Consider the following 25945-nt stretch of genomic DNA (forward strand, 5'->3'; position numbering starts at 1 on the left):
CGTGCAGAGCGGCGCATGAGTAGGACGTACTCATTTTCGGCGGGGCGGTGACTGTCGGTGGCGAAATCAGCCTTTCAGTGCACCGGCTGTGACGCCGCGGATGAAGTAGCGCTGGAAGACGAAGAACAGGATCGCCATCGGTACGAGGCTGATCACCGTCGTCGAGGTGAGTGAGGACAGGTCGTTGGAATACTGCGTGCTGGTGGTCGCCAGGCCGACGGTGAGCGTCTTGAGGCTGTCGCTCTGGATCACCAGCAGCGGCCAGATGAAGCTGTTCCAGTTGGCCACGAAGGTGAGGATCGCCAGCACGGCCATCGGCTGCGCGGACAACGGCAGGATCATCGAGATGAAGATCCGTGCGTTGGACGCGCCATCGACACGCGCCGACTCCAACAGCTCGTCGGGGATCCCCTGGACGAACTGGCGGAGCAGGAAGGTGCCCAGCGGCGCGGACAGACCGGGCAGGATCAGCGCCGCGTAGTTGTCGGTCAGGCCGACGTTGTTGGCGATCAGGTACGTCGGCACCAGCGTCACCGAGAACGGCAGCATCATCGTGCTGATCAGGAAAAGGAAAAGCGAGTCGCGGCCGCGCCATTTCAGCTTGCTGAAAGCGAAAGCGGCCATCAGGTCGATGATGACCGCCAGCACCGTGCTGGCCAGCGACACCACGACCGTGTTGAACAGCCAGGTCTGGATGTTGCCGAGCGCGAACAGCTTCTGGTAGCCGGCAAGGCTCCACCCCGACCAGCTGAGGTTGAGGTCGGTGAAGGTGTGCACGTTGCGAAAGGACGCGAAGACGATCAGTGCGATCGGTGCCACACAGGCGAAAGTCGCGACGATCGCGCAGACCTGCAGGCCGGTCTGGCGCAGCACTCGGTTCGTCGTGTCAGCCACCGGAGCGCTCCGATCGGGTCGTACGCAGGTAGATCGCCGAGATCACCAGGGTGATCACCAGCAGGATGACGCTCATGGTCGCCGCATAGCCGACCGAGCCGCCGTTGAAGACGTTCTGGTAGATGTACCACATCGCGGTGTACGTCGCGGTGCCCGGACCGCCTTGTGTCATCACGAAAATCACGTCGAAGACCTGCACGGAGGCGATCGTCGTGAGGATCATGACAAACTGCATGACCGGCCGGATCAGCGGCAGCTTGATGCTCCAGAACGTACGCCACGCGCTGGCGCCGTCGATCCGCGCGGCCTCGATCAGCTCGTTGGGGATGTCATTGAGGCCGGCCATGAAGATGATCGAGTTGAAGCCGAGCGACGACCACATCGTGATGACCGCTATGAAGAAGATGGCGAACGTGCCGTTGGACAGCCAGGGCACCTCGATGCCCAGCATGTCACGGAAAAACAGGTTCAACGGACCCGACTGCGGATCGGCCATCACCCGCCAGATCAGGCCGGTGGCCACGATCGAGAGCAGCGACGGCAGATAGATCAGTGAGCGATAGAACCGCAGACCGGCGAGCTTGCTGGACAGCAGTACGCCGACGGCCAGCGGCACGGTCATCGTCAACGGCACCAGGATGACCAGGAACAGCAGCGTGTTTTTGAGCGTGGTCAGGAAAAGCGTGTCAGAGAAGATGGTGGTGAAGTTGTCCAGGCCGACCCACTCGAACTCGCCGAGCAGCGAACCGTTCTGGAACACCAGGACGAAGGTGTAGACGAACGGCACCAGGATGAAGACCGCGAACAGCAACGCCTTGGGCAGCAGGAAAAGCGCGGCATCGCGATAGGTGGCCAGCCAGCCGACCGGCCGGCGCCGGCGTACGGCCGGCGCCGCCTTCTTCCGCGGTGCCGCGGTGCTCCGTTCTACGGTGACCACCTAACGTACCGTCGAGGCCAGCTGCTTCACGTGCGCCGACGTGTCCTTGAGCATGTCGTCCAGGCTCGTACGGCCGAGGAAGTAGTCGTTGAACTTGCCGAGGATGTAGTCCTGCGGGTCGAACGGCAGCACCGGGGTGAGCCGCACGTACTTGGTCTGCGCGGCGACCGTCGTCAGGTAGGCCTCGACGCGCTTGTCGCCGACACCGGCGTAGTAGTCGGCCGGCGGGTCGCCGAACGGATAGACGCGGATGCTGCGGATGTAGTCCTTGCGCCGCGCGTCGTCGAACATGAACTCCAGCAGCGAGTACGCCGCCTTCTTGTTCTTGCTCTTGCTGGCGATCGAGTAATAGCCGCAGCCGCCGACGACGAACGTACCGGCCGGTCCCTTCGGCAGGTCGATCGCCCGGAACCGGGTCTTGTACTTCTGTTCCTGGATCGGCGAGATGTTCGGCATCCACTGCAGGCCGGCCTTGCCCTGCAGCATGAGGTCGCCCCAGGCGTCCTGGTCGGAGTACAGGCCCATCGGGGTGGCGCCGCCGGAGTCGACCAGTTTCTTCATGTTCTGCAGGGCGGCGCGGCCTTCGTCGCCGGCGAAGCCGATGTCCTTGCCGTCCTTCGACACGATGTCCGCGCCGTAGGCCCAGAGATAGTTCCAGACGTAGTTGGTCTCCGCGCCGGGCGTGCCGGCCCAGGTCATGCCCCAGTGCGCGATGTTCTTCGGGTTGAAGCCGGCCTCGCCGAGCCGTTTGCCGGCCTTGTCAAAGGTCAGCTTCTGCGCGAACGGGATGATGTCGTCGTAGGTCACCGGCAGTGGCGGCTTTCCGGCCTTCTCCCAGATCTCCTCGTTGAGGGTGAGGCCGAAGTGACCAGCCGAGAACGGTACGGCGTACCGCTCGCCGTTCTTGCCGGTCGCTCCGTCGATCGCGCCCTGCGGCACGTTCTGAAAGTACTTGTCGACCGCGGAACCGCCCAGCTTGCGCAGGTCGGCGAGTGCGCCGGTGCCTCGGAACTTGTTCATCCACGGCAGGATCTCGTACGCCAGGTCCGGCGGGTTGCTGCCGGCATAGCCGGCGGTGTACTTCGGCAGCGCGCTGTCCCACGGGATGACCAGGAAGTTGACCTTGGTGTCCTTCTGTTTCGCGGTAAAGTCCGCGATCAGCTTCTTGTTGTAGGACTGCTCGAAGGCCAGGTCACCGACCGGTGTCTTCCAGAACGAGATCGTGCCGGAGCCACTGCCACCGCCGCCGCCGCAGGCCGACAACCCGGCTGCCGCACCCAGCCCGAGTGCGGTGGCGGACAGGAACGTACGCCGGCTCAACGGTCGGGACTGAATGTCACGCATCTGTTACTCCTTGACCCGACGAACTTTCGAAATAGCGGAAACATTTCCGGTAATGCGAGATAGTAGGGCCGCCGACAGGCCGGTGGCAAGCGAAACCCCGACAGTCGGCGGACGCATCCGGCCATGTCGGGAGGATTCCCGGAAAAAGACGGTTTGCTGTTTACTCTCGTGTTACGCCGTACGCACCGCACCTGGAGGTAGCCGATGACAACACCTGCTCCGGGCCGCACTCGATCGGTCGCGGCGAACGTCGTCAGAGGGTCGATCGGCAACCTGATCGAGTGGTACGACTGGTATGCGTACACGGCGTTCGCCATCTACTTCGCGCAGGTCTTCTTCCCCAAGGGCGACGCGACCGCTCAGCTGCTCAACACCGCCGGCATCTTCGCGGTCGGCTTCCTGATGCGGCCGCTCGGCGGCTGGCTGCTTGGCCGCTATGCCGACCGGTTCGGCCGCCGCGCCGCGCTGACCCTGTCGGTGCTGATGATGGCGGCCGGCTCGCTGATCATCACGTTCACGCCCGGCTACGCGACGATCGGCATCGCCGCGCCGCTGTTGTTGCTGCTCGCCCGGCTCGGCCAGGGCCTGTCGCTGGGTGGCGAGTACGCGACCTCCGCGACCTATCTGTCCGAGGTCGCGACTCCCGGCAAACGTGGCTATTACTCCAGTTACCAGTACGTCACGCTGACCTCCGGCCAGCTGCTGGCGCTCGGCGTACAGATCGTGCTGCAGCAGTTTCTCACCGCGGCCGAGATGAAGTCGTGGGGCTGGCGGGTCGCCTTCGGCCTCGGCGCGGTCTTCGCGCTGGTCGTCATGTATCTGCGGGCCACCATGGACGAGTCGGAGAGCTATCGAAAGGCGGCCGGCACCGACGACGGCCGCGGTGCGCGCGGCACTATCCGCGCGCTGCTCAACCATCCGCGCGAGGTGCTGCTGGTCTTCGGCCTGACGATGGGTGGCACGGTCGCGTTCTACACGTACACGACATATCTGCAGAAGTTCATGGTCAACACCGGCGGCATCTCGGTCGAGGCGGCCGCCTGGATCAACTTCCTGGCTCTGCTGGTCTTCGTGATCCTGCAACCGGTCGTCGGGGCGCTGTCCGACCGGATTGGCCGGCGGCCGATCCTGATCACCTTCGGCATCGCCGGCACGCTGGCCACGGTGCCGCTGCTGACCCTGCTCGCACACACGAAGAACGTTTTCGGCGCGTTCGCGCTGATGATGTTCGCGCTGCTCATCGTCACCTGCTACACGTCGATCAACGCGATCGTGAAGGCGGAGCTGTTTCCGACGCGCGTACGCGCACTCGGGGTCGGCCTGCCGTACGCGCTGGCGGTGGCGATCTTCGGTGGCACCGCCGAGTACATCGCGCTGTGGCTGAAAAAGGCCGGCGTCGAGTCCCTGTTCTTCTGGTATGTCGCCGGCTGCATCCTGGTGTCGCTGATCGTCTACGCGACCATGCGCGAAACCTCCAGGGAGTCCCCGATCGACGAGCACGAGTCGTCGTCGAGCCCGGTCTCGAGCTGACCGGTCGCATGGCCACCATGCGTGCGCTCGATGCACGCATGGTGGCCATGCGACCTAACGGTCAGGCGGGGGTGGCGCGCTGGAGGGCGGCCTGCTCGACCTCCAGCACCGACTCGCTGTGCAGGTGCGCCTCGTGCGCGGCGCGGCCGCCGCGCGCGCCGAACAGCCGCTTGGTCCACACCAGGTAGATCACCGCCGCGATGTTGATCAGCAGCGCGCCGATCCGGATGACCGTGACCTTCTCGACCAGCTCGTAGACCTCCAGCGGGATGAACAGCGACGTGCCGACCACCGCCACGTACTCACCCCACCGCTTCAACAGCCACAGGCCGACCGCCTCGGTGAGCTGCAGCGCACCGTAGAGCACGATGCCGCCGGCGATCAGCAGCAGAGCGTTGGCGCTGACCGAGAACGCCTCGTCGATCAGCCGCACCGGGCCGGCGTTGGTGAGGTCATAGCCGATCTCGTCGGCCAGCGGTTTCACCAGCGGCAGATAGTGCTCGAAGGCCTGCTGCAGCGAGCCCTTGACCGTACGGAACTCGAAAACGCCATAGGCGGCGAGCAGCAGGAGCACGCCACGGATGGCGCGCTCGGCGGACAGCAGCCGCAGGATGACCGCGTCGCGCAGCGCGGCGCCGCGCAGGACGATCGGCGCGTCCTCGGCCGGCCCGGTCAGTTTCGGCTCGCCGACGGTGAAGTCGCCGCAGCGCAGGCAGCGCCACACCTGGCCGACCGCGGTCTGCGCGGTCAGCCGGTCGGCGAGGTCGGTCTCGGTCGGCCGGTAGGTGAGGTGTCCGCGGCGGCCGCACGCGCGCAAGCTCCAGTCCACGTCGGTCAGCGTAGAGACTCGCCACCAGTCTCCAGTCACCTGGAGCCCGGTAACCTGCGGTCATGTCCGAACCCGCGGCCGGCCTGCCGTTCGACCCGATCGAGCGCGCCGGCGACATCTGGACGCGCCGGTACGGTCCGGCCGACGCGATGCGGGTCGCCACCTCGGTGATGCGGGTGCAGCAGATCCTGTTGGCGCGCTATGACGCGGTGCTGAAGCCTTACAAGATCACGTTCTCGCGCTACGAAGCGTTGGTGCTGCTGGACTTCTCGCGCGCCGGCGCGCTGCCGCTCAAGGTCATCGGCGAACGGTTGCAGGTGCATCCGACCAGCGTCACCAACATCATCGACCGGCTGGTCGCGGCCGGTCTGGTCGACCGGCGGCGGAACCCGGACGACGGCCGTGGCGTGCTGGCCGTGCTCACCGACGCCGGCCGCGAGGTCGTACGGGAGGCGACCCGTGACCTGATGGCGATCGACTTCGGCCTGTCGGCGCTGGCGGCCGCGGATCGTGAGTTGCTGTTCGACCGGCTCCGGTCCGTACGCTCGGCGGCCGGCGACTTCATCGCCGACTAGCGCGATTCGGGCGTTCCCAGCCTGACGGTCGCATGGCCACCATGCGTGCGCTGGACGCACGCATGGTGGCCATGCGCATAAAACGGCCCCATAGCGGGTAAAGAAAGAGCGACAATGGCGTCAGCTGGTCGACGAAGGAGTCCTCTATGCGGGTCGCGGTGCTGGCGGACATTCACGGAAACCTGCCGGCGCTGGACGCCGTACTGGCCGACGTCCAGGCGGTGGGGGTCGACCGCATCGTGCTCAACGGCGACCTGCTCACTGGCCCGATGCCAATGCAGACGCTCGAGCGGCTGCGTGGCCTTGGCGACCAGGCGGTGTGGATCCGCGGCAATGCCGACCGCGAGCTGGTCGCCGCGTACGACGGCGAGCCAAACGACCTGCCCGAGGTCGCCGTGGCGCCAACCGAATACTGCGCGGCGCACCTGAGCCGCAAGCATCGCGACTTCCTCGACGGCCTGCCGCAGTCGGCCACGCTGGAGGTGACCGGCCTCGGCAAGGTGCTGTTCTGCCACGCGACCGGCCGCAGCGACACCGAGATCGTGCTCGTCGACTCGCCGCTGGAACGCTTCCGCGAAGCCTTCGCCGGCTCCGACGAGCCGACCGTGGTGCTCGGCCACACGCACATGCCGTTCGACCGGCTGGCCGACCGCCGGCGGTTCGTCAACCCCGGCAGCGTCGGCATGCCGTACGCGGCGACGCCGGCCGCCTACTGGGGTCTGCTCGGCCCTGACGTGGTGCTGCGCCGCACCGCGTACGACCCGAAGGCGGCCGCCGACACGATCCTGGCCGCCGCGCCGGACTATCCGGACGTGCACGCCTTCATCGCCGACAACGTCCTCAACATCCCGTCCGACGCAGAAGCCCTGGCCGCCTTTTCTTAAGAGCCTGTTGGTCAAAGCCCAAACGCCGCCAGCCGGCACCGGACGAAAACCCACCATAGCGCGCTATTTGGGCTTCCGTCGGGCATCGGCTGGACGACGTTTGGACCTCGACTCTCTCGCGCACCATCGTTGACCAACAGTCTCTAAGAGTCTTTCTTGGGCCCGAAAAGTCGGTCGATGTTGTCCAGCGCGGCCTGCAGGGCCGGCGACGGCAGGAAGTGGATGTAGATGGTCTTGGAGTCGACGATCCGCTCCGGATCGGCGTCGAACGGACCGTCGTGGCCGACCGTGCTGATCTCCACACCGGACTCGTTGGGCCGCAGCTGGTCCCACTCCTGCTGGCAGACATACCCGAGCGCATAGCGGATCGAGTCAGGCGGCAGGTTGGTCGACTTGGCCAGCTTGTTGATGCTGGTGCGCCAGTGTTCGGGACTGCGCCGGCGATCCCACTGCATCCAGAACGCCTCAATGGCCTCGGCCAGCGCGCTGCCCCAGCGCAGCCGGCTGTCCTCGGCCAGCCACGACTCGTCGATCGTCAGCACCTCGTCGGGCCGCGGCAGGAACCGGTGCGTACGCCACCGCTCGTCCGGACCGCCGCGACCCTCCACAGTGAGCAGGCCGAGCCGCACCATCACCTCGGCGAGCTCACGTACGGTCGACGGCACCGGGATGCCCGCGTCGGTCAGCGCCGCGACGCAGACCCCGCGCCGCCACGCCGTGCGCTCCTCCGGAGAATTGGTCCGCTCGTCGATGCCCCACTCCCACCGCGGCGCGGTGTCCAGGCCGCCGTACGCGTTGCGTTCGAACCAGCTCTGGCCAACCCGCAGGACGAGCGCGTCCAGGCCGCCGTCGTAGTCGTGGATCTCCGCCTTGATCGCCAGCAGCCGCAGCGACTCGGCCGGCGGAGGCAGCAGCCGGGACCAACCCGAGTCGTACCACTCGGTGTCGGCCGGCATCGCCTCGAAGCCGCTCACTGCCACCTCCTCCTGCTCGCGCGTCACCGACATTCTTCCAGCACTCGGTGACATTCGAGTGTCCGGCGCGAGCGCGGCGCGGCGGCGTTACGGTGGCCCGATGACGGAGATCACCGAGGAGACCATCTTCACCTGGGGTGCGCCGCCGCTGAAGTTCGGCGCGGGTGCCTCCGACGAGATCGGCTTCGAGATGTCGCAGTACGGCGTGCGGCGCGTGCTCATCCTGACCGACGCCGGCCTGGTGGCCGCCGGCATCCCGGAGCGGATCGCGGACAACCTGCGCCGCTACGAGATCGCCGCCGAGGTGTTCGACGGCGTACACATCGAGCCGACCGACGACAGCTTCACCAAGGCCGTCGGCTATGCGCGCGAGCAGGGACCGTGGGACGGGTTCGTCGCGGTCGGCGGTGGTTCCTCGATCGACACCGCCAAAGCGGTCAACCTGCTCACCTCGTATCCAGGTGAGCTGATGGACTATGTCAACAAGCCGATCGGGGCCGCCAAGCCGCCGCCGGGCCCGCTGAAGCCGCTGATCGCCGTACCGACCACCGCCGGCACCGGGTCGGAGAGTACGGCGATGTGCATCATGGACATCCTGTCGATGAAGGTGAAGACCGGGATCAGCCACTGGCGGCTGCGTCCGACGCTGGCCGTCGTCGATCCGCTGCTCACGATGACGCTGCCGGCCGGCGTCACCGCGGCCGCCGGCATGGACATCGTCTGCCACGCTCTCGAGTCATACACGGCGCGCTGGTTCACGACTTTTGACCGTAAGAAGCCGGAGGAGCGGGTCACCTACTGCGGCTCCAACCCGATTTCCGATCTGTGGTGCGAAAAGTCGATGGCTCTGCTGGCCTCCTCGTTTCGCCGCGCCTACACGCACGGATCGTCCGATGTGGACGCTCGTACGGACACGATGATGGCGGCCACTTTTGCCGGGATGGGGTTCGGAAACTCCGGCGTGCACATCCCGCACGCCAACGGCTATCCGATCGCCGGCCGGGTCCGGTCGTACGTGCCGGACGGCTATCCGCCGGACGAACCGATGGTGCCGCACGGCCAGGCGGTGTCGCTGACCGCGCCGGAGGCCTTCCGGTTTTCCTTCGACAGCGCGCCGGAACGACACCTGAGGGCGGCGTCACTGCTCGGGCCGGACGACCAGAAGCAGAACGATCCGCGCGAGCAGCTGCCGAGCGTACTGGTCAGCCTGATGCGCGACATCGGCATTCCGAACGGGATCAGCGCGGTCGGCTATACCGAGAACGACATCCCCGATCTGGTGCCGGGGACGATGAAACAGCAGCGGCTGCTGGCGACCTGCGCCAAGGTGCCGACCGAGGACGACATCGCGGCCATCTTCGCCGGCTCCCTCACCAACTGGTGATTTTTTCGGAAACTAGGCCCTAGGCGGCGGAGGTGGTGCGGCGGGCCACGTCGGCGGCGACGCCGGAGAAAGTGGTGATGCCGCGGCCGCGTTCGGCGATGGGGAAGCGGGAGATCCGCTCGCGGGCGAACCGGTCCCGCAGCGAGCTCCAGCCTTCCCGCTCGGCCAGGTGCGGATGCAGCTCACGCAGTACGGTGATGATCTCGATCATGGCGCGCTCGTCGCGCAGCACCCGCGCGCCGAGCGGACGTACGAGCAGCAGATGCGCGGCCAAAAACGCGAGCAGGGCCGCCAGGCCGGTCAGGACCGCGTACGTCAGCGACACCGGCGTCAGCGACACCACGGCGAGGATGCCGATCAGCAGCACCAGCGTCTGCAGCACGCGCGCGACGCCGACGCGGTGCCGGCCGTGGTCGACGCCGGCCAGCAGCCGCTCGGCAACCTGCAGTGCCTCGTCGAAGTCGGCGCCGCTGGCCGGCCGCGCGTCCGATGTCACAGATACCTCCCCAAAACCGTGAAAAACTGCCGGCGTACGGCGGTCGTCTGCGCGTCGTCGAACTGGCGCGGCTGTTTCGGCAGGCCGACGCCGAAGTCGTGGCCGGCGGCGTACGAGCTGATCGGCAGCACGGCGAGCTGGACGTCGTTCTTGCCGTCGGCGGTCAGGCCGCGCAGCACCTCGCCAAACGGCGAGTCGGCGGTCGGATGGCCGGGCACCGGGATGTAGTACTCGCGCGCGGCCGCGATGTCCGACCAGAACAGGTCGCATTTGGCCACCGCCACCACCAGCCAACGCAGCCGGTCGAGCGCGCCCGAGGTGGCGAGTTTGTCCGCCAGTACGCGGAAATCGGCCAGCTCGCCGGCGCGGTGCCAGGCGCGTACGGTGTCCGCGTTGACCGGCTGGCCGGCGGCGCGGATCTCGTCGAGCATGGTGGCGCGGTTGCCGGCGTTCCAGGCGGTGTTGTAACCCCAGCACACCACGTGGATGATGCCGGCCGGACCGGCGCCGGCGGCCAGCAGCTCGTCGAACGCGGCGGCCTGGTTGTTGGACCGCTGGCCGGGCACCACGATGACCGACGAGCGCCGCCGCTGGTCGCCGCGCGCCACCGCCAGCCGGTGTTTTTCCCGGTCGTGGCTTTGTCCCGGCGGTTGGTAGGCCGGTCCGGTCCGGTCCACCAACGCGTCGAACAGCACCGACTTGCCGGCTCCTGGCTGGCCGGTGATCGCGATCCGTGCGCCCGTCCGGCCGAGCCGCGCCCTCCGCAGCCGCAGGTCCGGCGGGTCGGCCGCGGCCGGCTCGGTGCCGGCCTGCTCGGCCTCGGCCCAGGTGGTGCTCACGTCTTCCCAGAAGTCAGCGGACACTCACACCTCCGTCGCCGGAGTTTTCGTTGGATTCTCGGCTCAGACAGTACGGCACGAGGTGAAGCAGCCGTCATCGGATCCGGGGGTCGCCTACGGCGGCGTGACCAGGCCGGTCCGGTATGCCATCGCGACCAGTTGCGCGCGGTCGCGTGCGCCGGTCTTGGTCAGCGCGCGGCTCACGTGCGTTTTCGCCGTGGTGGGGCTGATGAACAGCCGCTCGGCGATCTCGTCGTTGGCCAGCCCCTCGGCGACGAGCGTGACCACCTCGCGTTCGCGCTCGGTCAGCGCCGACAGCGAGCCGAGGTCCACAGTGGACGGTTCCGGTGTGCTGGCGATCCTGGCGATCATCCGCCTGGTCACGCCGGGCGACAGCAGGCCGTCGCCGCTCGCGATCACCCGGATCGCGCGCAGCAACTCGGCCGGATCGGTGTCTTTCACCAGAAATCCGCTGGCACCGGCACGCAACGCGCCGAGCACGTGCTCGTCGTGATCGAAGGTCGTCAGCACGAGTACGCGCACGCCGGCCAGGTCCTCGTCGGCGGCGATGGCGCTGGTCGCCTCGATGCCGTCCATGCCGGGCATCCGGATGTCCATCAACACCACGTCCGCGCGTGACTGGCGTACCCGGTCGAGCACCTCCTGGCCGGTGCTCGCCTCGCCGACCAGCTCCATGTCGTCCTCTGTTTCCACCAGCGTACGAAAACCCGCGCGCACCAACGCGTGGTCGTCGGCGATCAGCACCCGGATGCGGCTCATCGCGGCAGCTCGCAGGCGACCCGGAAGCCGGTGGTGACCCGGCCGGCGTCGAACCGGCCACCGAGCGTACGCGCGCGTTCGCGCATGCCGGCTAGGCCGTTTCCGTTTCCTGACGGCGATTCGGCGGCCGTGCCGTCGTCTTCCACAGTGATACGCAGGAAATCCGGCCGGTAGGAGAGCTCGATGGTGACCTCACTGGCTTTCGCGTGCCGTACGACGTTGGTCAGCGCCTCCTGCACGATCCGGTAGGCGGCCAGCTCGACCGCCGCCGGCAGCGCGGACACCTCGCCGGTCACCGACAGCCGAGCGCGTACGCCGGCGGCCTCGACCATGCCGGTCAGCTCCGGCAGCCGGCCGAGGCTCGGCGAGTGCTCCTCGGCGCCGTCGGAGCGCAGCGCGCCGACCACGCCGCGCAACTCCCGCAGGGCCTCGGTGCTCGTCTTTTTGATGGCTTCCAACGCTTCTCTCGCCTTCTCCGGCCGCCGGTCCAGCACGTGCGCGGCCACGCCGGCCTGCACGCTGATCGAGGCGATGGTGTGCGCGACCACGTCGTGCACCTCGTACGCGATCCGCAGCCGCTCCTCGTTGACCAGCCGCGCCGCCTCGGCGTCCCGGTCGCGCTCGGCACGCGCCACCCGGTCCAGCATTTCCTTGCGCCAGGCCAGGTAATAGCGGATCGCCTCGCCGACGGCGACCGAGGTGGTGAGGATCAGCACCGCGTTGATGCTGTAGTCGTACGCGTGAGGGCTGTCGAAGACGGCCTGGATGACGGCGATGCCGCTGGCGGTGGTCAACGCGCCGGCCGCGACTCCCCACCACCGGCCGAGCACGACGGTCAGCGTCACGCAGACGATCATCGGCACCGCGATCACGGCTCGGCCGTAATAGCCGGCGCCAAACCATGCGAACGTCGTTCCGATCGCGACGACGGCCGCCGGCACCGGATATCGCCGGCGGACCAACAGCGAAGCGCTCATCAGCAGGAGGAGCGCGCCGGCCAGCAGGTCGAACGGCCGCCGGTCGACGCCGGCCGGTCCCATGCCGGTGATCCCGGACCAGCCGACCGCTGCACCGACCAGCACGGCCAGCGCCAGGTCGGGCCAGCCGGGCCGTCGATCGCGAAACCACAGCCTGCGCACGACTCCACGCTAGCCGGTGACCAGCGCGGACGCGTCGCCGTCCGGCAGTACGCGCGCGTACATCCGGTGGCGTAGGTTGAGAGGCCGACGATGCGGAGGACCTGATGGACGTCACGGCGATCACGAACGCTCGGGTTTTCGACGGCGACAAGCTGTCCGGCCCGCGGACGGTCGTCATCGACGGCGCGGTGATCGGCGACGATGCCGCGACGCCGACGCGCGTGGTCGACGCCGGCGGCGCTGTTTTGTTGCCGGGCCTCATCGACGCGCACGTACACCTGCACGATCGTGTTGTTCTGGAGAAACTGGCGCGACACGGCGTGACTTCCGCGCTGGACATGGCAACCTGGCCGCCGGATCGGCTGGCGTCGCTGCGTGAGGTGCCGGGCCTGACCGACATTCGCAGCGCCGGCCTGCCGGCGATCGGCCCCGGCGGCATTCACGCGCAGATGCTCGGCCTGCCGCCGGAGGCGATCGTCACCGAGCCGGAGCAGGCCGAGCCGTTCGTCGCCGAGCGGGTCGCGGAAGGCTCCGACTACCTGAAAATCGTGCTGGAAGCGCCAGGTGGCGGCGGCCCGGAGCTGTCGGCCGCGACGGCTCTGGTCGAGGCCGCGCACCAGGCCGGCAAGCGGGTCGTCGCACATGCCACCTCGGTCGCCGCATACGAGATGGCGATGACCGCCGGAGCCGACGTCATCACGCACTCGCCGATCGGTGGGCCGCTGACCGGCGACCATGCCGAGCGTCTGGTGGCGGCCGGCCGGGTCGTCATCCCGACGCTGATCATGATGCGTAAGGTCACGGAGCAGTTCGGCAGAGCCGAAGGATTTGCCGGAGCTCTGCGATCGGTCGCCGAGATGCATCGTGCGGGCGTCCCGGTGTTGGCCGGCACCGACTCCGCCAATGCCGTGCCGGGGATGGCGTTTCAGGTCAACCACGGCGAAAGCATCCACGAGGAGCTGGCGCTGCTGGTCGAGGCGGGACTGACCACGGTCGCGGCGTTGCGTGCCGCGACCGAGCTGCCGGCGCGATATTTCGGCCTGGCCGACCGCGGCCGCGTCGCCGCCGGTCTGCGCGCCGACCTGCTGCTCGTCGACGGAGATCCGCTGGCCGACATCACCGCGACCCGCAACGTCGTACGCGTCTGGTGCGGTGGTGTCGAGGTCTGAGTAGTTTTGCCGATGGCCGCGGGGCGTACGCGGCGTAGCGTCGGCCGTATGAAGCCGATGCAGAGGATTTTCCTCGTCGCGGCCGTCGTCCTGCTGGCGGTGCTCGTGCTGGTCGGTCTCGCCTTCGTCGGTTGGATGGTGCTGGTGATGATCGCGTTGAGCAACTACGGAAGCAACAAATGATCCGGCGGCTGCGGTTGGTCGTAGTCGTCGCGCGTCCAGCGGTCTGCGTGTTGTTGGCCATGTACGCCGGAATCGGCTTTTTCCAGTCCGGCCACCGCGAGGACTTCTGGTTGCTTTTCCGCGTGCTGCTGGCGGTGGCCGGTTTCCTCGCGTTTTCGGTCGCCTGCAACGACATCGCCGACGAGCGGATCGACAGGGTGAACCTCGGCGGCGATCGCCGAAGGCCGCTGGTCACCGGTTTCGGCCGTCGTACGGAAATCCGCGTCATCGGAGCCACCGCGGCGATCGTCGCGCTCGCCGCGAGTGCGTCGCTGGGCTGGCTGGCGTTGCTCGTCCTTTCCTGCGGTCTGGTGCTGAGCGCCGGATATTCCATCCGGCCCGTACGAATCGCCGACCGCGGCGCCGTCGCGTCGCTGATGCTGCCGGCCTGTTACGTCGCGGTGCCCTACCTGCTCGGCCATATCGCCGGCGGATCGACGTCGAGCGTCTGGCTGCTGGCCGGCCTTTACGTCGGTTTCATCGGCCGGATCCTGCTGAAGGACTTCCGTGACGTACGCGGCGACGCGCTGTTTGGCAAGCGTACGTTCCTGGTGCGGCACGGACGCCGCTGGACCTGCGTCTTCAGCGCGTGCTGCCTCGCCATCGGTGGGGCGCTGTTGGTGGCGACTGTGTCCGCGCCATCGGCGATCCTGGTGACCGGTTACCTCGGTGGCACAGCCGCCAGCATCGCACTTCTGTTTGCCTTGGCGAAAGATCGTGGTCCGCGGCGTGACGAGGCCGTTATTTCCGCGATCGCGATCGTCGGCCGTGGCGTTTTGTTGGTGCTGCTCATGCATCTCGGTGCGCTGACCGTGCATTTGGCGGCATTGCCGTACAACCTGCTGCAGGCGACTCTGATCGCGATCACCGCCACGCAGGCCGTCATGATGTTTCGATCGGGGCCGCCGTTTCCGGTGGTCGCGCGCTTTCGCCAGGACATGGCACCATGGACCACCAGTGCCACGTCGAGCGTGAAAGGACCGGATGGAGCACGAACAGCGGTCACGGGTCGAGATCCTGGGCCCCTTCCGCTGCTGGTTGAACGGTAGCCAAACCGTCATTGTCGGACGGCAGCGCACAATGGTGGCGGCGCTCGCCCTCGCCGCCGGACGTACGGTCTCCAGTGACCTGATGCTGGAACACCTGTGGGGTGACCGGCTTCCCGCGCAGCCGCGCCGCGCGTTGCACACCGTGGTGGCACGCCTGCGTGCCATTCTCGGTGACGGCAGCATCGACACCGTCGGAGACGGGTACGCGCTGCGTACGGATGCGGTCGAGGTCGACCTGCTGAGGTTTCGCGCGTTGCTGAGAGACGCGCGTACCAACGAAAACGAACGCGACCTGTTGGACCAGGCGTTGCGGTTGTGGCGCGGCGATCCGTTGGTCGACGTCGACTCGGATTCCTTACGTGACACGGCGATCGCGCCGTTGCGTGAGGAATGGCTGGCCGCCACGCTGCGCCGGATCGACCTCGACCTGGCCGACGGCCGGCACCACGAGGTGGTCGGTGAGCTGCGCGAGCTCGCCGCCGCTCAGCCGCTGACCGAGACGGTCTGGTCGCGGCTGGTGACCGCGTTGTACGGCTCGGACCGCCGAGCCGAGGCTTTCCAGGCATATCACGACATTCGGACCGCATTGCGCGACGAGCTCGGCATCGATCCTGGCGACGAGCTGGTCACCTTGTATCGGACGATGTTGCGCGGCACCCCGCAGCCACAGCCCGAGCTGGTGGCGATCCCCAGGCAACTTCCGGCCGACCTGGCCGATTTCGTCGGTCGAGAACAACTGCTGGCCGATCTCCACGCGACCACGCAACGCGTCTGTGTGCTGCGCGGTCCGGCCGGCATCGGCAAGACCGCCACCGCCGTCCACTTTGGACACCGGATCGCCGGACGGTTTCCGGACGGCCAGCTTTACCTTGATCTGCGCGGATTTTCCGGTGCCGCGTCGATGGAGGTGGCCGAGGCGCTCGGTCAGCTGACGCGCGCACTCGGCCTGCGCGCCGACCGGGTGCCGGCCGACGAGCAGGAGCTGGCCGCCACGTACCGGTCGCTGACGGCCGGCAAGCGGCTGCTCGTCGTGCTCGACAACGCTCGCGGCGCCGAGCAGGTGCGGCCGCTGATCCCGGCCGGAGCGCAGTCACGCGTGCTGGTCACCAGCCGTACGATGCTCACCGCGCTGGATGGCGCGGCCGACTTTTCGTTGCGGTTGCTGGTGGAAACCGAGGCCGTCGAGCTGCTGGCGCGCGCGGCGGGCCGGCAGACCGAGGCACCGGAGGCGGCCAGGTTGGTACGCCAGTGCGCGCACCTGCCGCTGGCCGTACGGATCGCCGGCGCTCGGCTGGCCGCGCGGCCGGGCTGGTCGGCCGGCACGCTCGCCGAGCTGCTCGACGACGAACGTGGCCGGCTGGACGAGCTGACGGTCGGCGACCGGGGCGTACGCGCCAGTTTCGCGGCGAGCTATCGCGCGCTGGCGGCCAGCGACGATCCGGTCGACCGGACGGCGGCCAGCCTGTTCGCGCGGCTCGGCCTGCTGCACTGGGCCGAGCTGACCGTGCCGGTCGCGGCGGCGCTGGCCGACATCGAGCAGCCGCGGGCGCGGCGCGGCCTGGAGCGGCTGGTCGACGACCACCTCCTCACCTCGCCGGCGCCTGGCCGCTATCGCACGCACGACCTGCTGCGTGTGTATGCGCGCGAGCTCGGCGCGGCGGCCACCGAACCGGTTGAGCGCGCGCTGACCTGCTATCTCGCGGCGGCCGAGCAGGCGACCCGGCTGTTGCTGCCGGACGCACGCCGGCGCGTGCCGGCCGAGCCGACGGTGAGCCCAGGTGGCGGTTTCGCGCTGGCGACCGTCGCCGACGCGCACGACTGGATCGAGGCCGAGCAGGCCAATCTGATGGCCGCCGTACGGCAGGCCTCGGTCATCGCTCCTGAGCTGGCCGTACGGTTGACCGTCGCGCTTTACGCGCCGCTGGACAACCACGGCCGCTGGGTCGACCTGCTCGCCGTGCGGCAGCTTGCCGCGTCCATCGCCGATCCGAGCGGCAGAGCCTACGCGCTGCGCGACGCCGGTTTCGCCGCGATGCGTCTGGGTCGGTTTGCCGACGCGACTGGCTTGCTGGAGCGAGGTTTGGCCGCGTACGACGATCTGGGCGACCGCTATGGCCGGTTCAGTTGCATGCTGCAGCTCGGCCAGGCCTTTCTGGCGCAGGGCAGGTTTGTCGAGGCGACCGGCATTCTGGAGAAGTCGTACGCGCTCTGCCAGGAGATGGGACACCGGGTCGGAGAGTGCAACTCGCTCGACGTGCTCGGCATGGTGCACCGGAAGATGGGCCGGCTGGCCGAGGCGATCGACTTTCACCGCCGTGCCGTCGCGATCGGCCAGGAGATCGGCAACCGCCGCGCGGAGGCCAGTGCGGTCGCCAACCTCGGCTGGGCCTGCCTGCGCGCGCACCGTGTCGAGGAGGCGATCGCCTGTCACAGGCGCAGCCTGATCGCGTATCAGGAGCTCGGCCAGCGCTATGGCGAGGCCGAGTCGCTGTGGGGCCTCGGCGAGGCTTATCGACTCCTTCGCGACATGGAGGAGGCGGAGATGTTCCTGTCCGCCGCGGTCGCGCTGCTGCGGCAGATCGACGCGCTCACCGAGGAGGAGGCCGAGACGCTGCCACGGCAGGCCGTTCCCGACATGCCCGCCGTCATCCGGCGGAATCTTTAGCGCCGGTGAAGAACGCGAGCAGCTTGCGCGCGGAGCCGGGGGAGTTGAGCATGTCGTGGATTCGCGAGGCCTCCTTGCCGACCTTGCTCGTACGCTGCCACATCTCCTGCTCGTATTTCTTGACCGCGGTGGAGACGTCGTCGACGATCGCGCGGCCGAGCACGGCGCCGTCGTACATGGCCATGTTGGCGCCGTCGCCGGACGGTGGCATCAGGTGTGCCGCGTCGCCGATCAGCGTCACGCCGGGATTGGTCGGCCAGGTGAGGCCGATCGGCAGCGAGTAGATCGGACGTACGACGGCGTTGTCGTCGCAGGCCTCGATCAGCTCGAGGAACCGCGGATGCCAGCCGGCGAACGACTCGATCAGCGCCGCCTTGCCGATGTCGCGGCCGTCGAACCAGCCTTCCGGTGTCTGGAAGGTGAGATAGACGCGTACGGAGCCGTCGCCGTTGCGCTGGGCCCCCAGCGAGAGGTCGTCACCGCGGACCCAGTAAGTGCCGCGGCCGACCATGGCGGCGAGGTCGGGATGCGTGCGGTCGATGTCCGGGATCCGCAGCTCGACGATGTTGACGCCGAGGTGGTGCGGACGAGCGTCGGTGAGCAGCGGCCGTATGCGCGAGTTGGCGCCGTCGGCGCCGACGATGAGGTCGGCCGTCGCGGTCGTGCCGTCGGTGAAGTGCAGGACACCGTCGCGTACGTGGTCGAGTCCGTGTCCCCACCGCACGGTGCCAGCCGGCAGGGAGTCGAGCAGGATGTCGCGCAGGTCGGCCCGGTCGATCTCCGGGCGGGCCATCGGCGCGTCGTCCGGTGTGTCCTCCTGGAGCAGCAGCGTGCCGTCCGGCTCCAGCAGCCGCATGTCCTGGCCCTCGCGGCGGGCCTTGGCCAGGAACTGGTCGGTCAGGCCGGCCGCCTCCAGCGCGTACTGGCCGCCTTCCACATACAGGTCGAGCATGCCGCCCTGGCCGCGCGCGGTGCGCGACGCTTCGCGTTCGTACACGGCCGACTCGATGCCGTTGACGTGCAGGACGCGCGCCAGGGTCAGGCCGCCGGGACCGGCGCCGATGATCGCTATCGTCATGATCCACCTCTCAATACGTTGTATCGTCCAATACACTGTATCGCGAGAGGCAATGTATCGTTTTGAGTTGTGTCCGACCTCATCTGGGACCGGCCGGAGCCGCCGAGCCGGCCGGCGCTCGCGCCGCTGAGCCGCGAGCGGATCGTACGAGCCGCGATCGCGTTGGCCGACGAGCACGGCTTGGAGGCTGTCTCGCTGCGCAAGGTCGCGGCCGCGCTCGATGCCGGCCCGATGCGGCTTTATGGCTATCTGGCGACGAAACAGGAGCTGTTGGATCTGCTGGTCGACGCGGTGTACGCGGAGATCCGGCCGGTCGGCGACGACTGGCAGTCGCTGCTGCGGTCGCATGCGCGGCAGCTCCGCGCCGCTGCCCGCCGGCACGAGTGGCTGGCGGATCTGCTCGGTGGTCGGCCGCAACTCGGACCGAACGCGATGGCGAGCGGAGAGGCCGTGCTGGCCGGACTGGCTGAGCTCGACCTCGACGCGGTGATGCCGGTGATGGCGGCGGTGACCGCGTACGTGACCGGGGCGGTGCGACGCGAGATCGCCGAACTTCGGGCCGAGCGGTCGACCGGGATGGACGAGCGGCAGTGGCAGGCCGCGACCGGGCCGTACCTGAGGCGGATCTTCGCGAGCGGCCGGTTTCCGGCGCTGGAGAAGGTGGTCAGGGACGCCGTACACCTGACCGCTGACGAGACTTTCGAGCTCGGCCTGGACTATGTCATCGACGGCATCGCGGCACGGAACGTGCGCCGATAGGCGGCTGGGGTCGTACGCACCGCCCGGTGGAAACGCCGGCGCAGGTTGGTGGCCGATGCAAGGCCGACCCTGCCGGCGATCGTCTCGACCGGCAGGTCGGTCTCTTCCAACATCGCGCGCGCCGCGTCGATCCGTTGGGTGAGCAGCCATTGGCCTGGACTGACGCCGAGCTGGGTGGCGAACCGCCGTGCCAACGTGCGCGGGGACATGCTCAGTCGCGCCGCCATGTCGTCGATCGTGATCGGCTCGGCAAGCCGCTCGGTGACCCAGTCCAACAGCGGCGCCAGCGACTCGCGCGGTGTCGTTTCGGTGGTTTTGGCGGCATACTGCGCTTGGCCGCCTTCGCGGTGCGGTGGCATCACCATCTCGCGGGCCACCTGCGCCGCGTACGCGACCCCGTGGTCGCTCCGCGCGAGATGCAGGCACAGGTCGATGCCGGCGCCGGCGCCGCCGCTGGTGGCGATGTCGCCGTGGTCGACGTAGAGCACGTCTGGATCGACGCGTACGCGTGGAAAACGCTCGGCGAGGTCTGCTGCCGCCGACCAGTGTGTGGTGGCGCGCCGGCCGTCCAGCAATCCCGTCTGCGCCAACGCGAACGCTCCCGTACAAATGCTGACCAGTCGCGCGCCGCGCTCGTGTGCCGCGATCAGTTTTGCCTTTACAGCCGGTGAAAGTGGCTGGTCGTGCGTTGTCCAGCCGGGGACCACGATGGTGTCGGCGCTGTCGAGCAATGGCAGGCCATGGCGTACGACCATCGGATAGCCGTCGGTGGTCGGGACCTCGCCGGTTTTCTCAGCACACACCCGGAAGTCGTAATGCGGCCGGCGAAGAATCCTTGCCGCGCAACTGATCTCGAACGGCGACTGGGGCGGACGTACGAATGCCACCACGCGATGGGTCATGACAAGAAAATACCCGACAATGTCGTTTCTGACACTGGCTGACCGGCGTGATGTTGGCCAGATTGGTGGTCATGGCAGATGGTTACGTGTGGTCGGCGGTCGAGGACGCGCCGATCCGTGAGTTGTTTCCCGGCATCCGGCTGCGTTCCCTGTGGCGCGGCGACAACGGTGCGACGGCGCACGTGCTGGAGATGGATGCCGGTGCGGCATGGCGCGGCATCGACGTACACGAGCCCGGCCCGGAGGAGGTTTTCGTGGTGTCCGGCACGTTCAACGACGGCGACCGGGACTATCCGGCCGGCTCGTTCATCCACGCACCGGCCGGCTCGTCGCACGTCCCGCAGAGCGCGACCGGCTGCACGCTGTTCCTGTTCTATCCGGGAGGCTGATCTGCTACTGTACCTACTAGTAGGTACGAGGAGCTGACATGCGGATTGAACGGAAACACCTGTCGACCGGCGAGGTCGGCCGCGAGGTGGAGCGAGTCGAGACGTATCGGGTCGAGCTGCCACCTGGCGCCGGCACCGGCCTGCATGTCCATCCGGGTGGCGTGAGCGGCTACATCGTGAGCGGCCGCGCGGCGTACCAACTGGAGGGTCAGGACGTCGAGGAACTGTCGGCCGGCAGCGGATTTTTCGAGCCGGCCGGCGCCCGGGTCGCGCGTTTCGACAACCTGTCCGCGACCGAGCCGGTCGTTTTTGTCGCGCACTATCTGCTAAGTGGCGATCAGGAGTTGTTGGTGCCGGTCGAATAGGTGACGTAGGTGCGGCCGAGCGGCGAGGTCCAGGCGTACGTCACTTGCGTGACGTCCCAGCCGTGGTGCGTTTTGGCTTCATGGTGATACTTACAGAGGGGCTTGAGATTGTCGGCCGAGGTCGGGCCGTCCGGGAAGGGCACGGTGTGGTCGAGCTCGCAGCTCCTGGCTGGCCGGTTGCAGCACGGGAAGATGCAGGTGGGAGCGTTGGCTCGGACGTAGTCGGCGAGCGCGGTCTTTTCTGCCGGCAGCAACGCGCTGAGCCAGGCCATGCCGTCGTCGGCGTCGATGATCTCGGTTTGCTCGATCATTGTCCGCGCCTTGGCGATGTCGATGATGCCGGCGCACAGCGCCGCGAGCGTGCGGGGGAGAGTGCTGGTCAGATGCTCACCCCACTCCAACCGGCTGGCCGCGGCCCTGGTGGTCCATTTCAACGCTGAGGCGACCTCGGCGGCCGCGTACCGCCGCGCCAACGGATCGTACTGGGTGATGAACCGTCCCATCGACGCCAACTGCATCCCCTGAATCGCCGCGATCAACCGATTGGTCACCTCCATCACGGCAAGACATTCATACCGATCCGCGGCCGAAAGATCCAACCCCTGCAAACCCGAACCGTCTCCGCATCCGGCGCCGCATCGACAAAATCCAACGCGAACAACGGATCCCCGATAACCCCTATGCCACCATCATTCCGCACCACCACACATTTCAGAACCCCATTTCCCAGCAACCGCAACGAAAGACGGGTGCTTTTCACCATGACGGCTTTGTTTGTTCTCCCCTCGGCGTGCGCAGCAACCACACTCCCGATCCAGGCGGCGGCAAACCGAACCCAGCCACGTACGAAAGCTCCACCGCCTGGATCGGAAGTGTGGTTCCCTCCAGGGCGCCGAGGGGAGAACAAACAAAGCCACCCCGCACCAAACCCGCACCTCGACGGTCCTTCCCCCATCTCCCTGAGGTAAAGGTCTTAATCCCTAAACGCAACCACAAACGCACCGCAACAACCGACGCCCCAACCACTTCCAAACGTAACCTGACGTCTTTCGGCGCCGGCAAACAAGAAGTCTCCGCACGCTATCCGGTGCGGCGGTCATACAGCCAAAACTGGGCCACGATCATGACCGACGCCGGCTTGGCGTGTCCGACACTGGAGCGCAACGGCATGCTCGGGGCGGCACGTGCCGACCTTCGGGTACGAGTTCGCCGACCGCACGGCCCCGCCGGTGCTGCCGCGCGTCGGCTATCCGTACGACGCCTACCATTCGGCGGACGCCACTCGCACCTGACGCCATCAGGCCAGTCAATTTCGGCCGCGAACACCAGTGCGCCTTCTGGCTCAGCCGCTGACGACCGATTTCTCGCGCACCTGTGGCTGGTCCGCGCGTGCTCCGCTCCTCTCGGCACCGACACCGGCGATCACCACCAACGCGATCCCCAGCATCGCCAACACACTCGGCACCTGGAGCAACACGACCAAACCAACCACCAACGCGATCGCCGGTTCCAAGCTCATCAAGGTGCCGAAGGCAGCCGTGTTGAGCCGTCGCAAAGCGAGAAATTCCAGTGTAAACGGCACAACCGGCAACAAGATCGCCAATCCGAAGCCAATCAACAAAACCTGCCAACTGACCTGACCGAGAGCCCACGGTCCGACCGCGATGGTCGACACGATCCCGGCGACCGGCATGGAGACACCGAGCGCGGTCACGCCGGAGACCTCGTCGCCGGCGAGCTGCGTGAGCAGGATGTACGCGGCCCAGCACGCCGCGGACGCCAGTGCGAACGCCACACCGATCAGGTCGATCGTGCCGCGCCAGGGCTCGGTGAGCAGCACCACACCGGCGGCGGCGAAAACCGGCCACGGCCGCCATTTGTTGGGGCTGCGGACGATCGCGACGGTGAGCGGACCGAGAAATTCCAGCGCGCTGGCCGTTCCGAGCGGCAGCCGGGTGATCGCGGCCATGAAAAACATCGTCACCGCACCGGTCACCACGCCGAGTGCGACACAGATCAGGAAGGTGCGGCGGGTGAACGCCGACCGGCGCGGTCGTACGACCAACAGCACGATCGCGCCGGCCCAGGCCAGTCGCAGCCAGGCGGTCGCCTCCGCGCCGATTTGGTGCGACAGCTGGACAGATGCGGCCAGTCCGATTTGTACGGACGACATCGAGGCAAGCGCCATCGGTGCGCCGACACGAGAATTCACGTCGTCCAGTAAACGTCCCGCGACCGTTCATGTCCACGTGTTGGTGATTGACAAACCGTTCGAAATTACTGAACAGTGGAGCGATGGAGACGCGTCGTCTGCGGTTGTTGTTGGAGCTGTCCCGGCTCGGTTCGATGCACGCGGTCGCGGAGTTCCTGCAGACCACGACCTCCACGGTCTCGCAGCAGATTGCCGCTCTCTCCAAGGAATTCGGCGTGCCTCTCATCGAGCCGGACGGCCGCCGCGTACGGCTCACGCCGGCCGGCCGCCGCCTTGCCGACCACGCCGTCCGCATCCTGGCCGCCGTGGAGGCGGCGAAGGTCGACTTCGATCCGCGGGCCGAGCCGGCCGGCACGCTCCGCGTTTCTGGATTCGCGACCGCCATCCGCCGCGGAATCCTGCCGATCATGGCAAAACTGGCACAGACGCATCCGCGCGCCGAGCTGATCGTCTACGAGCACGAGCCAGCCGAAGCCGTGCAACTGCTGACCTCCGACGACATCGATCTCGCTTTGACTTACGACTACAACCTCGCGCCAGCGCCGCTGGATCCGGCGCATGAGGCCACCCGGCTCTGGTCGACCGACTGGGGTCTCGGCGTGCCGGCCGACGCGGCGACAGCAGGCGACACGCTGGCGATTTTTCGTGAGTTTGCCAGCCATCCGTGGATCGGCAACTCACGCAACCGGGCCGACGAGGACGTGGTACGGACAATCGGCTCGATGGCGGGTCGGCAACCGCGGCTGACCCATCAGGCGGACAGCCTGGACCTGGTCGAGGACATGATCATCGCCAACCTCGGTGTCGGCCTGCTGCCGGGCGACCGGCCGACCCAACCAGGCGTGCGCGTTCTTCCGTTGCGCAGCCCCGAAGTGCAGATGCGAGCGTATGCGCTGACCCGCCGCGGCAGGGAAATCTGGCCGCTGCTGGCGCTGGTCCTGCGGATGCTCCGCGATCTCAGCTGAGAGCCTGTTGGTAACCGGTGGCACGCGATAGCCGTTTGGATCTCGACTCTCACGCACCACCGTTTACCAACGGGCTCTGAGCTTGGAACCGGTGTAGATCGCGGCGGCGGTCATGCCGGTCAAGGTGAGGTGCGCGGTGCCGTCGGCGGCGACGGAGATCGTACGACCGCCGCACGCGCGGCTGGCCAGGTCGAAGTCGCCGGACAGGACGTCACAGTAGGTGCCGGCGGCCAGGCCTGTCTGCAGTGTCTGGTCCATCCCGAAGGATTCCCGGTTGATGGCGACGAAACCGAGGTTGCCGCGGCTGAAGGCGATCTGCTGATAGCCGTTGTCCCATTTGTTGTCGACCGACCAGGCGCCGGTGGTGGCGGCGCGGAAACCGAACATGTTGGCGATGTTTCCCCACCGGTGGTCACACACCCACGGACGGATGTTGGTGCAACCGCTCGGATAGGTCGTGTCGCCGGCGGCGTACGGTCCGATCGTCATGCCGTTGGCCGCCGTCGGTGGCGCGTCATCCTTGCCCGACCAGTTGAAGTCCGAGGTGACCAGCGGATTTCCGTACGGCCAGGCCAAAGTGAAGACCTGCGCGAGGTTGTAGAGCGAGCCGTCCTTGTAGTTGAGCGCGCTGCCGTCGCGCTCGGTGTCGTGGTCGTCGACGAACGGCACCGCGTCGGAGCTGCCGAGCAGGCCCCAGTTGTTCCAGCTCTGCTCCGGATGCATCAGGCTGGCCAGCGTGCCGGACCGGAACACCGAGGTGATGTTCTTGCCATACTTGAACTCCGTCACGTTGCCGATGCCGGTGTACTCGTCGCGCGACACCGCCTCGCCGCCGTAGTCGATGACTTCGCTGTAGACGTACGGTTTGGTGACACGGCTCAGAATGGCCGCCAGGTCACCGGCCGCCATGTGTTTGGCCGCGTCGATCCGGAATCCGCCGACTCCCAACGACAACAGGTCGTTGAGATAGCCGGCCTCGGTCTGGCGGACGTAGTCGGCGCCGGTGTTCAGGTCGGCGAGCTCCACCAGCTCACAGTTCTGTACGTTGGCGCGGTCCTGGTAGTTGCTGACCTGGCAGGTCGGCTGGTGGAAATCCTGCGGTCCGTAGCTCGGATAGTGATATTTCGTGTACGCCGTGCCGACAATGCTGGTGCCGTCGGTGCCGGTCATGTGGTTGAGCACCACGTCGGCGATGACGACCACGCCAGCGGCCTTGCAGGTGTTGACCATCGCGGCGAACTGCGCGCGGCTGCCGCTGCGGCTGTCCAGCCGATAGCTGACCGGCTGGTAGACCTCCCACCACGGATCGCCGGAAACCCTGGCGTGCTCCTGCGGAGGAGTCACCTGGACGGCCCAGACGCCTTTGGGGCCAAGGAAGTTCGTACACTCGCGGCCGACATCGGTCCACGGCCACTGAAAGAGCTGGACGATGCCGGCTCGCGGTCCGCCGTACGCCGGAGCCGCGGCGGCCGCGGGTGCTGGCGCCAGCAGAAGGGCGGCAAGCAGGAGCGCGGGCAGCTTCATGGCTAGATGGTCGCATGGCCACCATGCCTGCGTCAGATGCA

26 protein-coding genes are annotated in these 25945 nt (G+C 67.6%); 12 read left to right on the forward strand and 14 right to left on the reverse strand.

The window, feature by feature from the left end; genetic code table 11:
- Positions 1-66: 66 nt before the first annotated feature.
- Genes GNX95_RS23165 through GNX95_RS23175 form a run of 3 tightly spaced genes read right to left on the reverse strand, consistent with a single transcriptional unit; the run spans position 67 to position 3175 of the window.
- Entirely contained in the window at positions 67-894 is an 828-nt protein-coding gene (locus tag GNX95_RS23165; protein WP_163509482.1) for a carbohydrate ABC transporter permease, read from the reverse strand.
- Positions 887-1831: a carbohydrate ABC transporter permease gene (locus tag GNX95_RS23170; RefSeq protein ID WP_163509483.1), complete on the reverse strand. Its 945-nt coding sequence runs from the start codon at positions 1829-1831 to the stop codon at positions 887-889. Before GNX95_RS23170 ends, GNX95_RS23165 begins: the two co-directional genes overlap by 8 nt.
- Positions 1832-3175: an ABC transporter substrate-binding protein gene (locus GNX95_RS23175; protein ID WP_163509484.1), complete on the reverse strand. Its 1344-nt coding sequence runs from the start codon at positions 3173-3175 to the stop codon at positions 1832-1834.
- Between the two features lie 204 nt (positions 3176-3379).
- On the opposite strand from GNX95_RS23175, the gene GNX95_RS23180 reads away from it, so the two are divergent.
- Positions 3380-4705, forward strand: a complete 1326-nt coding sequence (locus GNX95_RS23180; RefSeq protein WP_163509485.1) for an MFS transporter — start codon at positions 3380-3382, stop codon at positions 4703-4705.
- A 61-nt stretch (positions 4706-4766) separates the two neighbouring features.
- Here GNX95_RS23180 and GNX95_RS23185 read toward each other — a convergent pair whose 3' ends face one another.
- Positions 4767-5534, reverse strand: a complete 768-nt coding sequence (locus GNX95_RS23185; RefSeq protein WP_163509486.1) for a DUF2127 domain-containing protein — start codon at positions 5532-5534, stop codon at positions 4767-4769.
- A 62-nt stretch (positions 5535-5596) separates the two neighbouring features.
- On the opposite strand from GNX95_RS23185, the gene GNX95_RS23190 reads away from it, so the two are divergent.
- Together GNX95_RS23190 and GNX95_RS23195 are read left to right on the forward strand one after the other, a co-directional pair.
- Positions 5597-6109 (forward strand): MarR family winged helix-turn-helix transcriptional regulator, encoded by a 513-nt coding sequence (locus GNX95_RS23190; protein ID WP_163509487.1) that lies wholly within the window; start codon positions 5597-5599, stop codon positions 6107-6109.
- A 146-nt stretch (positions 6110-6255) separates the two neighbouring features.
- On the forward strand, positions 6256-6993 hold the full coding sequence (locus GNX95_RS23195) for a metallophosphoesterase family protein (RefSeq protein ID WP_163509488.1): 738 nt from the start codon (positions 6256-6258) through the stop codon (positions 6991-6993).
- A 143-nt stretch (positions 6994-7136) separates the two neighbouring features.
- On the opposite strand, the gene GNX95_RS23200 is transcribed toward GNX95_RS23195, so the two are convergent.
- On the reverse strand, positions 7137-7994 hold the full coding sequence (locus GNX95_RS23200; RefSeq protein ID WP_163509489.1) for a DUF6042 family protein: 858 nt from the start codon (positions 7992-7994) through the stop codon (positions 7137-7139).
- Between the two features lie 73 nt (positions 7995-8067).
- Between GNX95_RS23200 and GNX95_RS23205 the strand changes: the two genes are divergently transcribed.
- Positions 8068-9351 (forward strand): hydroxyacid-oxoacid transhydrogenase, encoded by a 1284-nt coding sequence (locus GNX95_RS23205; protein ID WP_163509490.1) that lies wholly within the window; start codon positions 8068-8070, stop codon positions 9349-9351.
- Positions 9352-9370: 19 nt separating this feature from the next.
- Here the strand turns inward: GNX95_RS23205 and GNX95_RS23210 are convergent, their stop codons facing one another.
- The 4 genes from GNX95_RS23210 to GNX95_RS23225 form a co-directional block, all read right to left on the reverse strand.
- On the reverse strand, positions 9371-9847 hold the full coding sequence (locus GNX95_RS23210) for a hypothetical protein (protein WP_163509491.1): 477 nt from the start codon (positions 9845-9847) through the stop codon (positions 9371-9373).
- The gene (locus GNX95_RS23215; RefSeq protein ID WP_163509492.1) at positions 9844-10710 is read right to left on the reverse strand and encodes a hypothetical protein; all 867 of its coding nucleotides are present in this window, start codon (positions 10708-10710) and stop codon (positions 9844-9846) included. Before GNX95_RS23215 ends, GNX95_RS23210 begins: the two co-directional genes overlap by 4 nt.
- A 90-nt stretch (positions 10711-10800) precedes the next feature.
- Positions 10801-11466, reverse strand: a complete 666-nt coding sequence (locus GNX95_RS23220; protein ID WP_163509493.1) for a response regulator — start codon at positions 11464-11466, stop codon at positions 10801-10803.
- Entirely contained in the window at positions 11463-12605 is a 1143-nt protein-coding gene (locus tag GNX95_RS23225) for a sensor histidine kinase (RefSeq protein WP_163509494.1), read from the reverse strand. Before GNX95_RS23225 ends, GNX95_RS23220 begins: the two co-directional genes overlap by 4 nt.
- Before the next feature lie 104 nt (positions 12606-12709).
- Between GNX95_RS23225 and GNX95_RS23230 the strand changes: the two genes are divergently transcribed.
- Genes GNX95_RS23230 through GNX95_RS23240 form a run of 4 tightly spaced genes read left to right on the forward strand, consistent with a single transcriptional unit; the run spans position 12710 to position 17710 of the window.
- On the forward strand, positions 12710-13774 hold the full coding sequence (locus tag GNX95_RS23230) for an amidohydrolase family protein (protein WP_163509495.1): 1065 nt from the start codon (positions 12710-12712) through the stop codon (positions 13772-13774).
- Positions 13775-13822: 48 nt separating this feature from the next.
- Complete coding sequence (locus tag GNX95_RS43850; RefSeq protein ID WP_281356943.1) at positions 13823-13957, forward strand: hypothetical protein; 135 nt, start codon at positions 13823-13825, stop codon at positions 13955-13957.
- Positions 13954-15045 (forward strand): UbiA family prenyltransferase, encoded by a 1092-nt coding sequence (locus GNX95_RS23235; protein WP_163509496.1) that lies wholly within the window; start codon positions 13954-13956, stop codon positions 15043-15045. Before GNX95_RS43850 ends, GNX95_RS23235 begins: the two co-directional genes overlap by 4 nt.
- Positions 15046-15076: 31 nt before the next feature.
- Entirely contained in the window at positions 15077-17710 is a 2634-nt protein-coding gene (locus GNX95_RS23240; RefSeq protein ID WP_163509497.1) for an AfsR/SARP family transcriptional regulator, read from the forward strand.
- Here GNX95_RS23240 and GNX95_RS23245 read toward each other — a convergent pair.
- The gene (locus GNX95_RS23245; RefSeq protein ID WP_163509498.1) at positions 17691-18788 is read right to left on the reverse strand and encodes an FAD-dependent oxidoreductase; all 1098 of its coding nucleotides are present in this window, start codon (positions 18786-18788) and stop codon (positions 17691-17693) included. The two genes, GNX95_RS23240 and GNX95_RS23245, sit on opposite strands and share 20 nt — an antisense overlap.
- 69 nt (positions 18789-18857) lie before the next feature.
- Here GNX95_RS23245 and GNX95_RS23250 point away from each other — a divergent pair, with 69 nt between their 5' ends.
- On the forward strand, positions 18858-19547 hold the full coding sequence (locus tag GNX95_RS23250) for a TetR/AcrR family transcriptional regulator (protein ID WP_163509499.1): 690 nt from the start codon (positions 18858-18860) through the stop codon (positions 19545-19547).
- On the opposite strand, the gene GNX95_RS23255 is transcribed toward GNX95_RS23250, so the two are convergent.
- On the reverse strand, positions 19505-20449 hold the full coding sequence (locus GNX95_RS23255) for a GlxA family transcriptional regulator (RefSeq protein WP_163509500.1): 945 nt from the start codon (positions 20447-20449) through the stop codon (positions 19505-19507). The two genes, GNX95_RS23250 and GNX95_RS23255, sit on opposite strands and share 43 nt — an antisense overlap.
- Positions 20450-20520: 71 nt before the next feature.
- Here GNX95_RS23255 and GNX95_RS23260 point away from each other — a divergent pair, with 71 nt between their 5' ends.
- Positions 20521-20838, forward strand: a complete 318-nt coding sequence (locus tag GNX95_RS23260; RefSeq protein WP_163509501.1) for a cupin domain-containing protein — start codon at positions 20521-20523, stop codon at positions 20836-20838.
- Positions 20839-20876: 38 nt separating this feature from the next.
- Positions 20877-21203 carry a cupin domain-containing protein gene (locus tag GNX95_RS23265; RefSeq protein WP_163509502.1) on the forward strand — a complete coding sequence of 109 codons (327 nt, stop codon included), beginning with the start codon at positions 20877-20879 and terminating at the stop codon, positions 21201-21203.
- Here the strand turns inward: GNX95_RS23265 and GNX95_RS23270 are convergent.
- Together GNX95_RS23270 and GNX95_RS23275 are read right to left on the reverse strand one after the other, a co-directional pair.
- Positions 21176-21754 carry an HNH endonuclease signature motif containing protein gene (locus GNX95_RS23270; protein ID WP_163509503.1) on the reverse strand — a complete coding sequence of 193 codons (579 nt, stop codon included), beginning with the start codon at positions 21752-21754 and terminating at the stop codon, positions 21176-21178. The genes GNX95_RS23265 and GNX95_RS23270 overlap by 28 nt on opposite strands.
- 791 nt (positions 21755-22545) lie before the next feature.
- Positions 22546-23391, reverse strand: coding sequence for an EamA family transporter (locus GNX95_RS23275; protein WP_163510180.1), 846 nt, complete (start codon positions 23389-23391; stop codon positions 22546-22548).
- A 107-nt stretch (positions 23392-23498) separates the two neighbouring features.
- Here GNX95_RS23275 and GNX95_RS23280 point away from each other — a divergent pair, with 107 nt between their 5' ends.
- Entirely contained in the window at positions 23499-24380 is an 882-nt protein-coding gene (locus GNX95_RS23280) for a LysR family transcriptional regulator (protein ID WP_163509504.1), read from the forward strand.
- Positions 24381-24443: 63 nt separating this feature from the next.
- Here GNX95_RS23280 and GNX95_RS23285 read toward each other — a convergent pair whose 3' ends face one another.
- Positions 24444-25904: an alpha-amylase gene (locus GNX95_RS23285; protein WP_163509505.1), complete on the reverse strand. Its 1461-nt coding sequence runs from the start codon at positions 25902-25904 to the stop codon at positions 24444-24446.
- Between the last annotated feature and the right edge of the window lie 41 nt (positions 25905-25945).

Source organism: Fodinicola acaciae (assembly GCF_010993745.1).
Classification (GTDB): domain Bacteria; phylum Actinomycetota; class Actinomycetes; order Mycobacteriales; family HKI-0501; genus Fodinicola; species Fodinicola acaciae.

What these genes read in the sequence shown, in the direction of transcription:
- GNX95_RS23175 (WP_163509484.1), bottom strand. Translation starts at nt 3,175, where the DNA reads ATGCGTGACATTCAGTCCCGACCGTTGAGCCGGCGTACGTTCCTGTCC.
- GNX95_RS23240 (WP_163509497.1), top strand. Translation starts at nt 15,077, where the DNA reads ATGGTGGCGGCGCTCGCCCTCGCCGCCGGACGTACGGTCTCCAGTGAC.
- GNX95_RS43850 (WP_281356943.1), top strand. Translation starts at nt 13,823, where the DNA reads ATGAAGCCGATGCAGAGGATTTTCCTCGTCGCGGCCGTCGTCCTGCTG.
- GNX95_RS23280 (WP_163509504.1), top strand. Translation starts at nt 23,499, where the DNA reads ATGGAGACGCGTCGTCTGCGGTTGTTGTTGGAGCTGTCCCGGCTCGGT.
- GNX95_RS23265 (WP_163509502.1), top strand. Translation starts at nt 20,877, where the DNA reads ATGCGGATTGAACGGAAACACCTGTCGACCGGCGAGGTCGGCCGCGAG.
- GNX95_RS23235 (WP_163509496.1), top strand. Translation starts at nt 13,954, where the DNA reads ATGATCCGGCGGCTGCGGTTGGTCGTAGTCGTCGCGCGTCCAGCGGTC.
- GNX95_RS23220 (WP_163509493.1), bottom strand. Translation starts at nt 11,466, where the DNA reads ATGAGCCGCATCCGGGTGCTGATCGCCGACGACCACGCGTTGGTGCGC.
- GNX95_RS23195 (WP_163509488.1), top strand. Translation starts at nt 6,256, where the DNA reads ATGCGGGTCGCGGTGCTGGCGGACATTCACGGAAACCTGCCGGCGCTG.
- GNX95_RS23205 (WP_163509490.1), top strand. Translation starts at nt 8,068, where the DNA reads ATGACGGAGATCACCGAGGAGACCATCTTCACCTGGGGTGCGCCGCCG.
- GNX95_RS23230 (WP_163509495.1), top strand. Translation starts at nt 12,710, where the DNA reads ATGGACGTCACGGCGATCACGAACGCTCGGGTTTTCGACGGCGACAAG.
- GNX95_RS23180 (WP_163509485.1), top strand. Translation starts at nt 3,380, where the DNA reads ATGACAACACCTGCTCCGGGCCGCACTCGATCGGTCGCGGCGAACGTC.
- GNX95_RS23190 (WP_163509487.1), top strand. Translation starts at nt 5,597, where the DNA reads ATGTCCGAACCCGCGGCCGGCCTGCCGTTCGACCCGATCGAGCGCGCC.
- GNX95_RS23260 (WP_163509501.1), top strand. Translation starts at nt 20,521, where the DNA reads ATGGCAGATGGTTACGTGTGGTCGGCGGTCGAGGACGCGCCGATCCGT.
- GNX95_RS23245 (WP_163509498.1), bottom strand. Translation starts at nt 18,788, where the DNA reads ATGACGATAGCGATCATCGGCGCCGGTCCCGGCGGCCTGACCCTGGCG.
- GNX95_RS23255 (WP_163509500.1), bottom strand. Translation starts at nt 20,449, where the DNA reads ATGACCCATCGCGTGGTGGCATTCGTACGTCCGCCCCAGTCGCCGTTC.
- GNX95_RS23275 (WP_163510180.1), bottom strand. Translation starts at nt 23,391, where the DNA reads ATGGCGCTTGCCTCGATGTCGTCCGTACAAATCGGACTGGCCGCATCT.
- GNX95_RS23285 (WP_163509505.1), bottom strand. Translation starts at nt 25,904, where the DNA reads ATGAAGCTGCCCGCGCTCCTGCTTGCCGCCCTTCTGCTGGCGCCAGCA.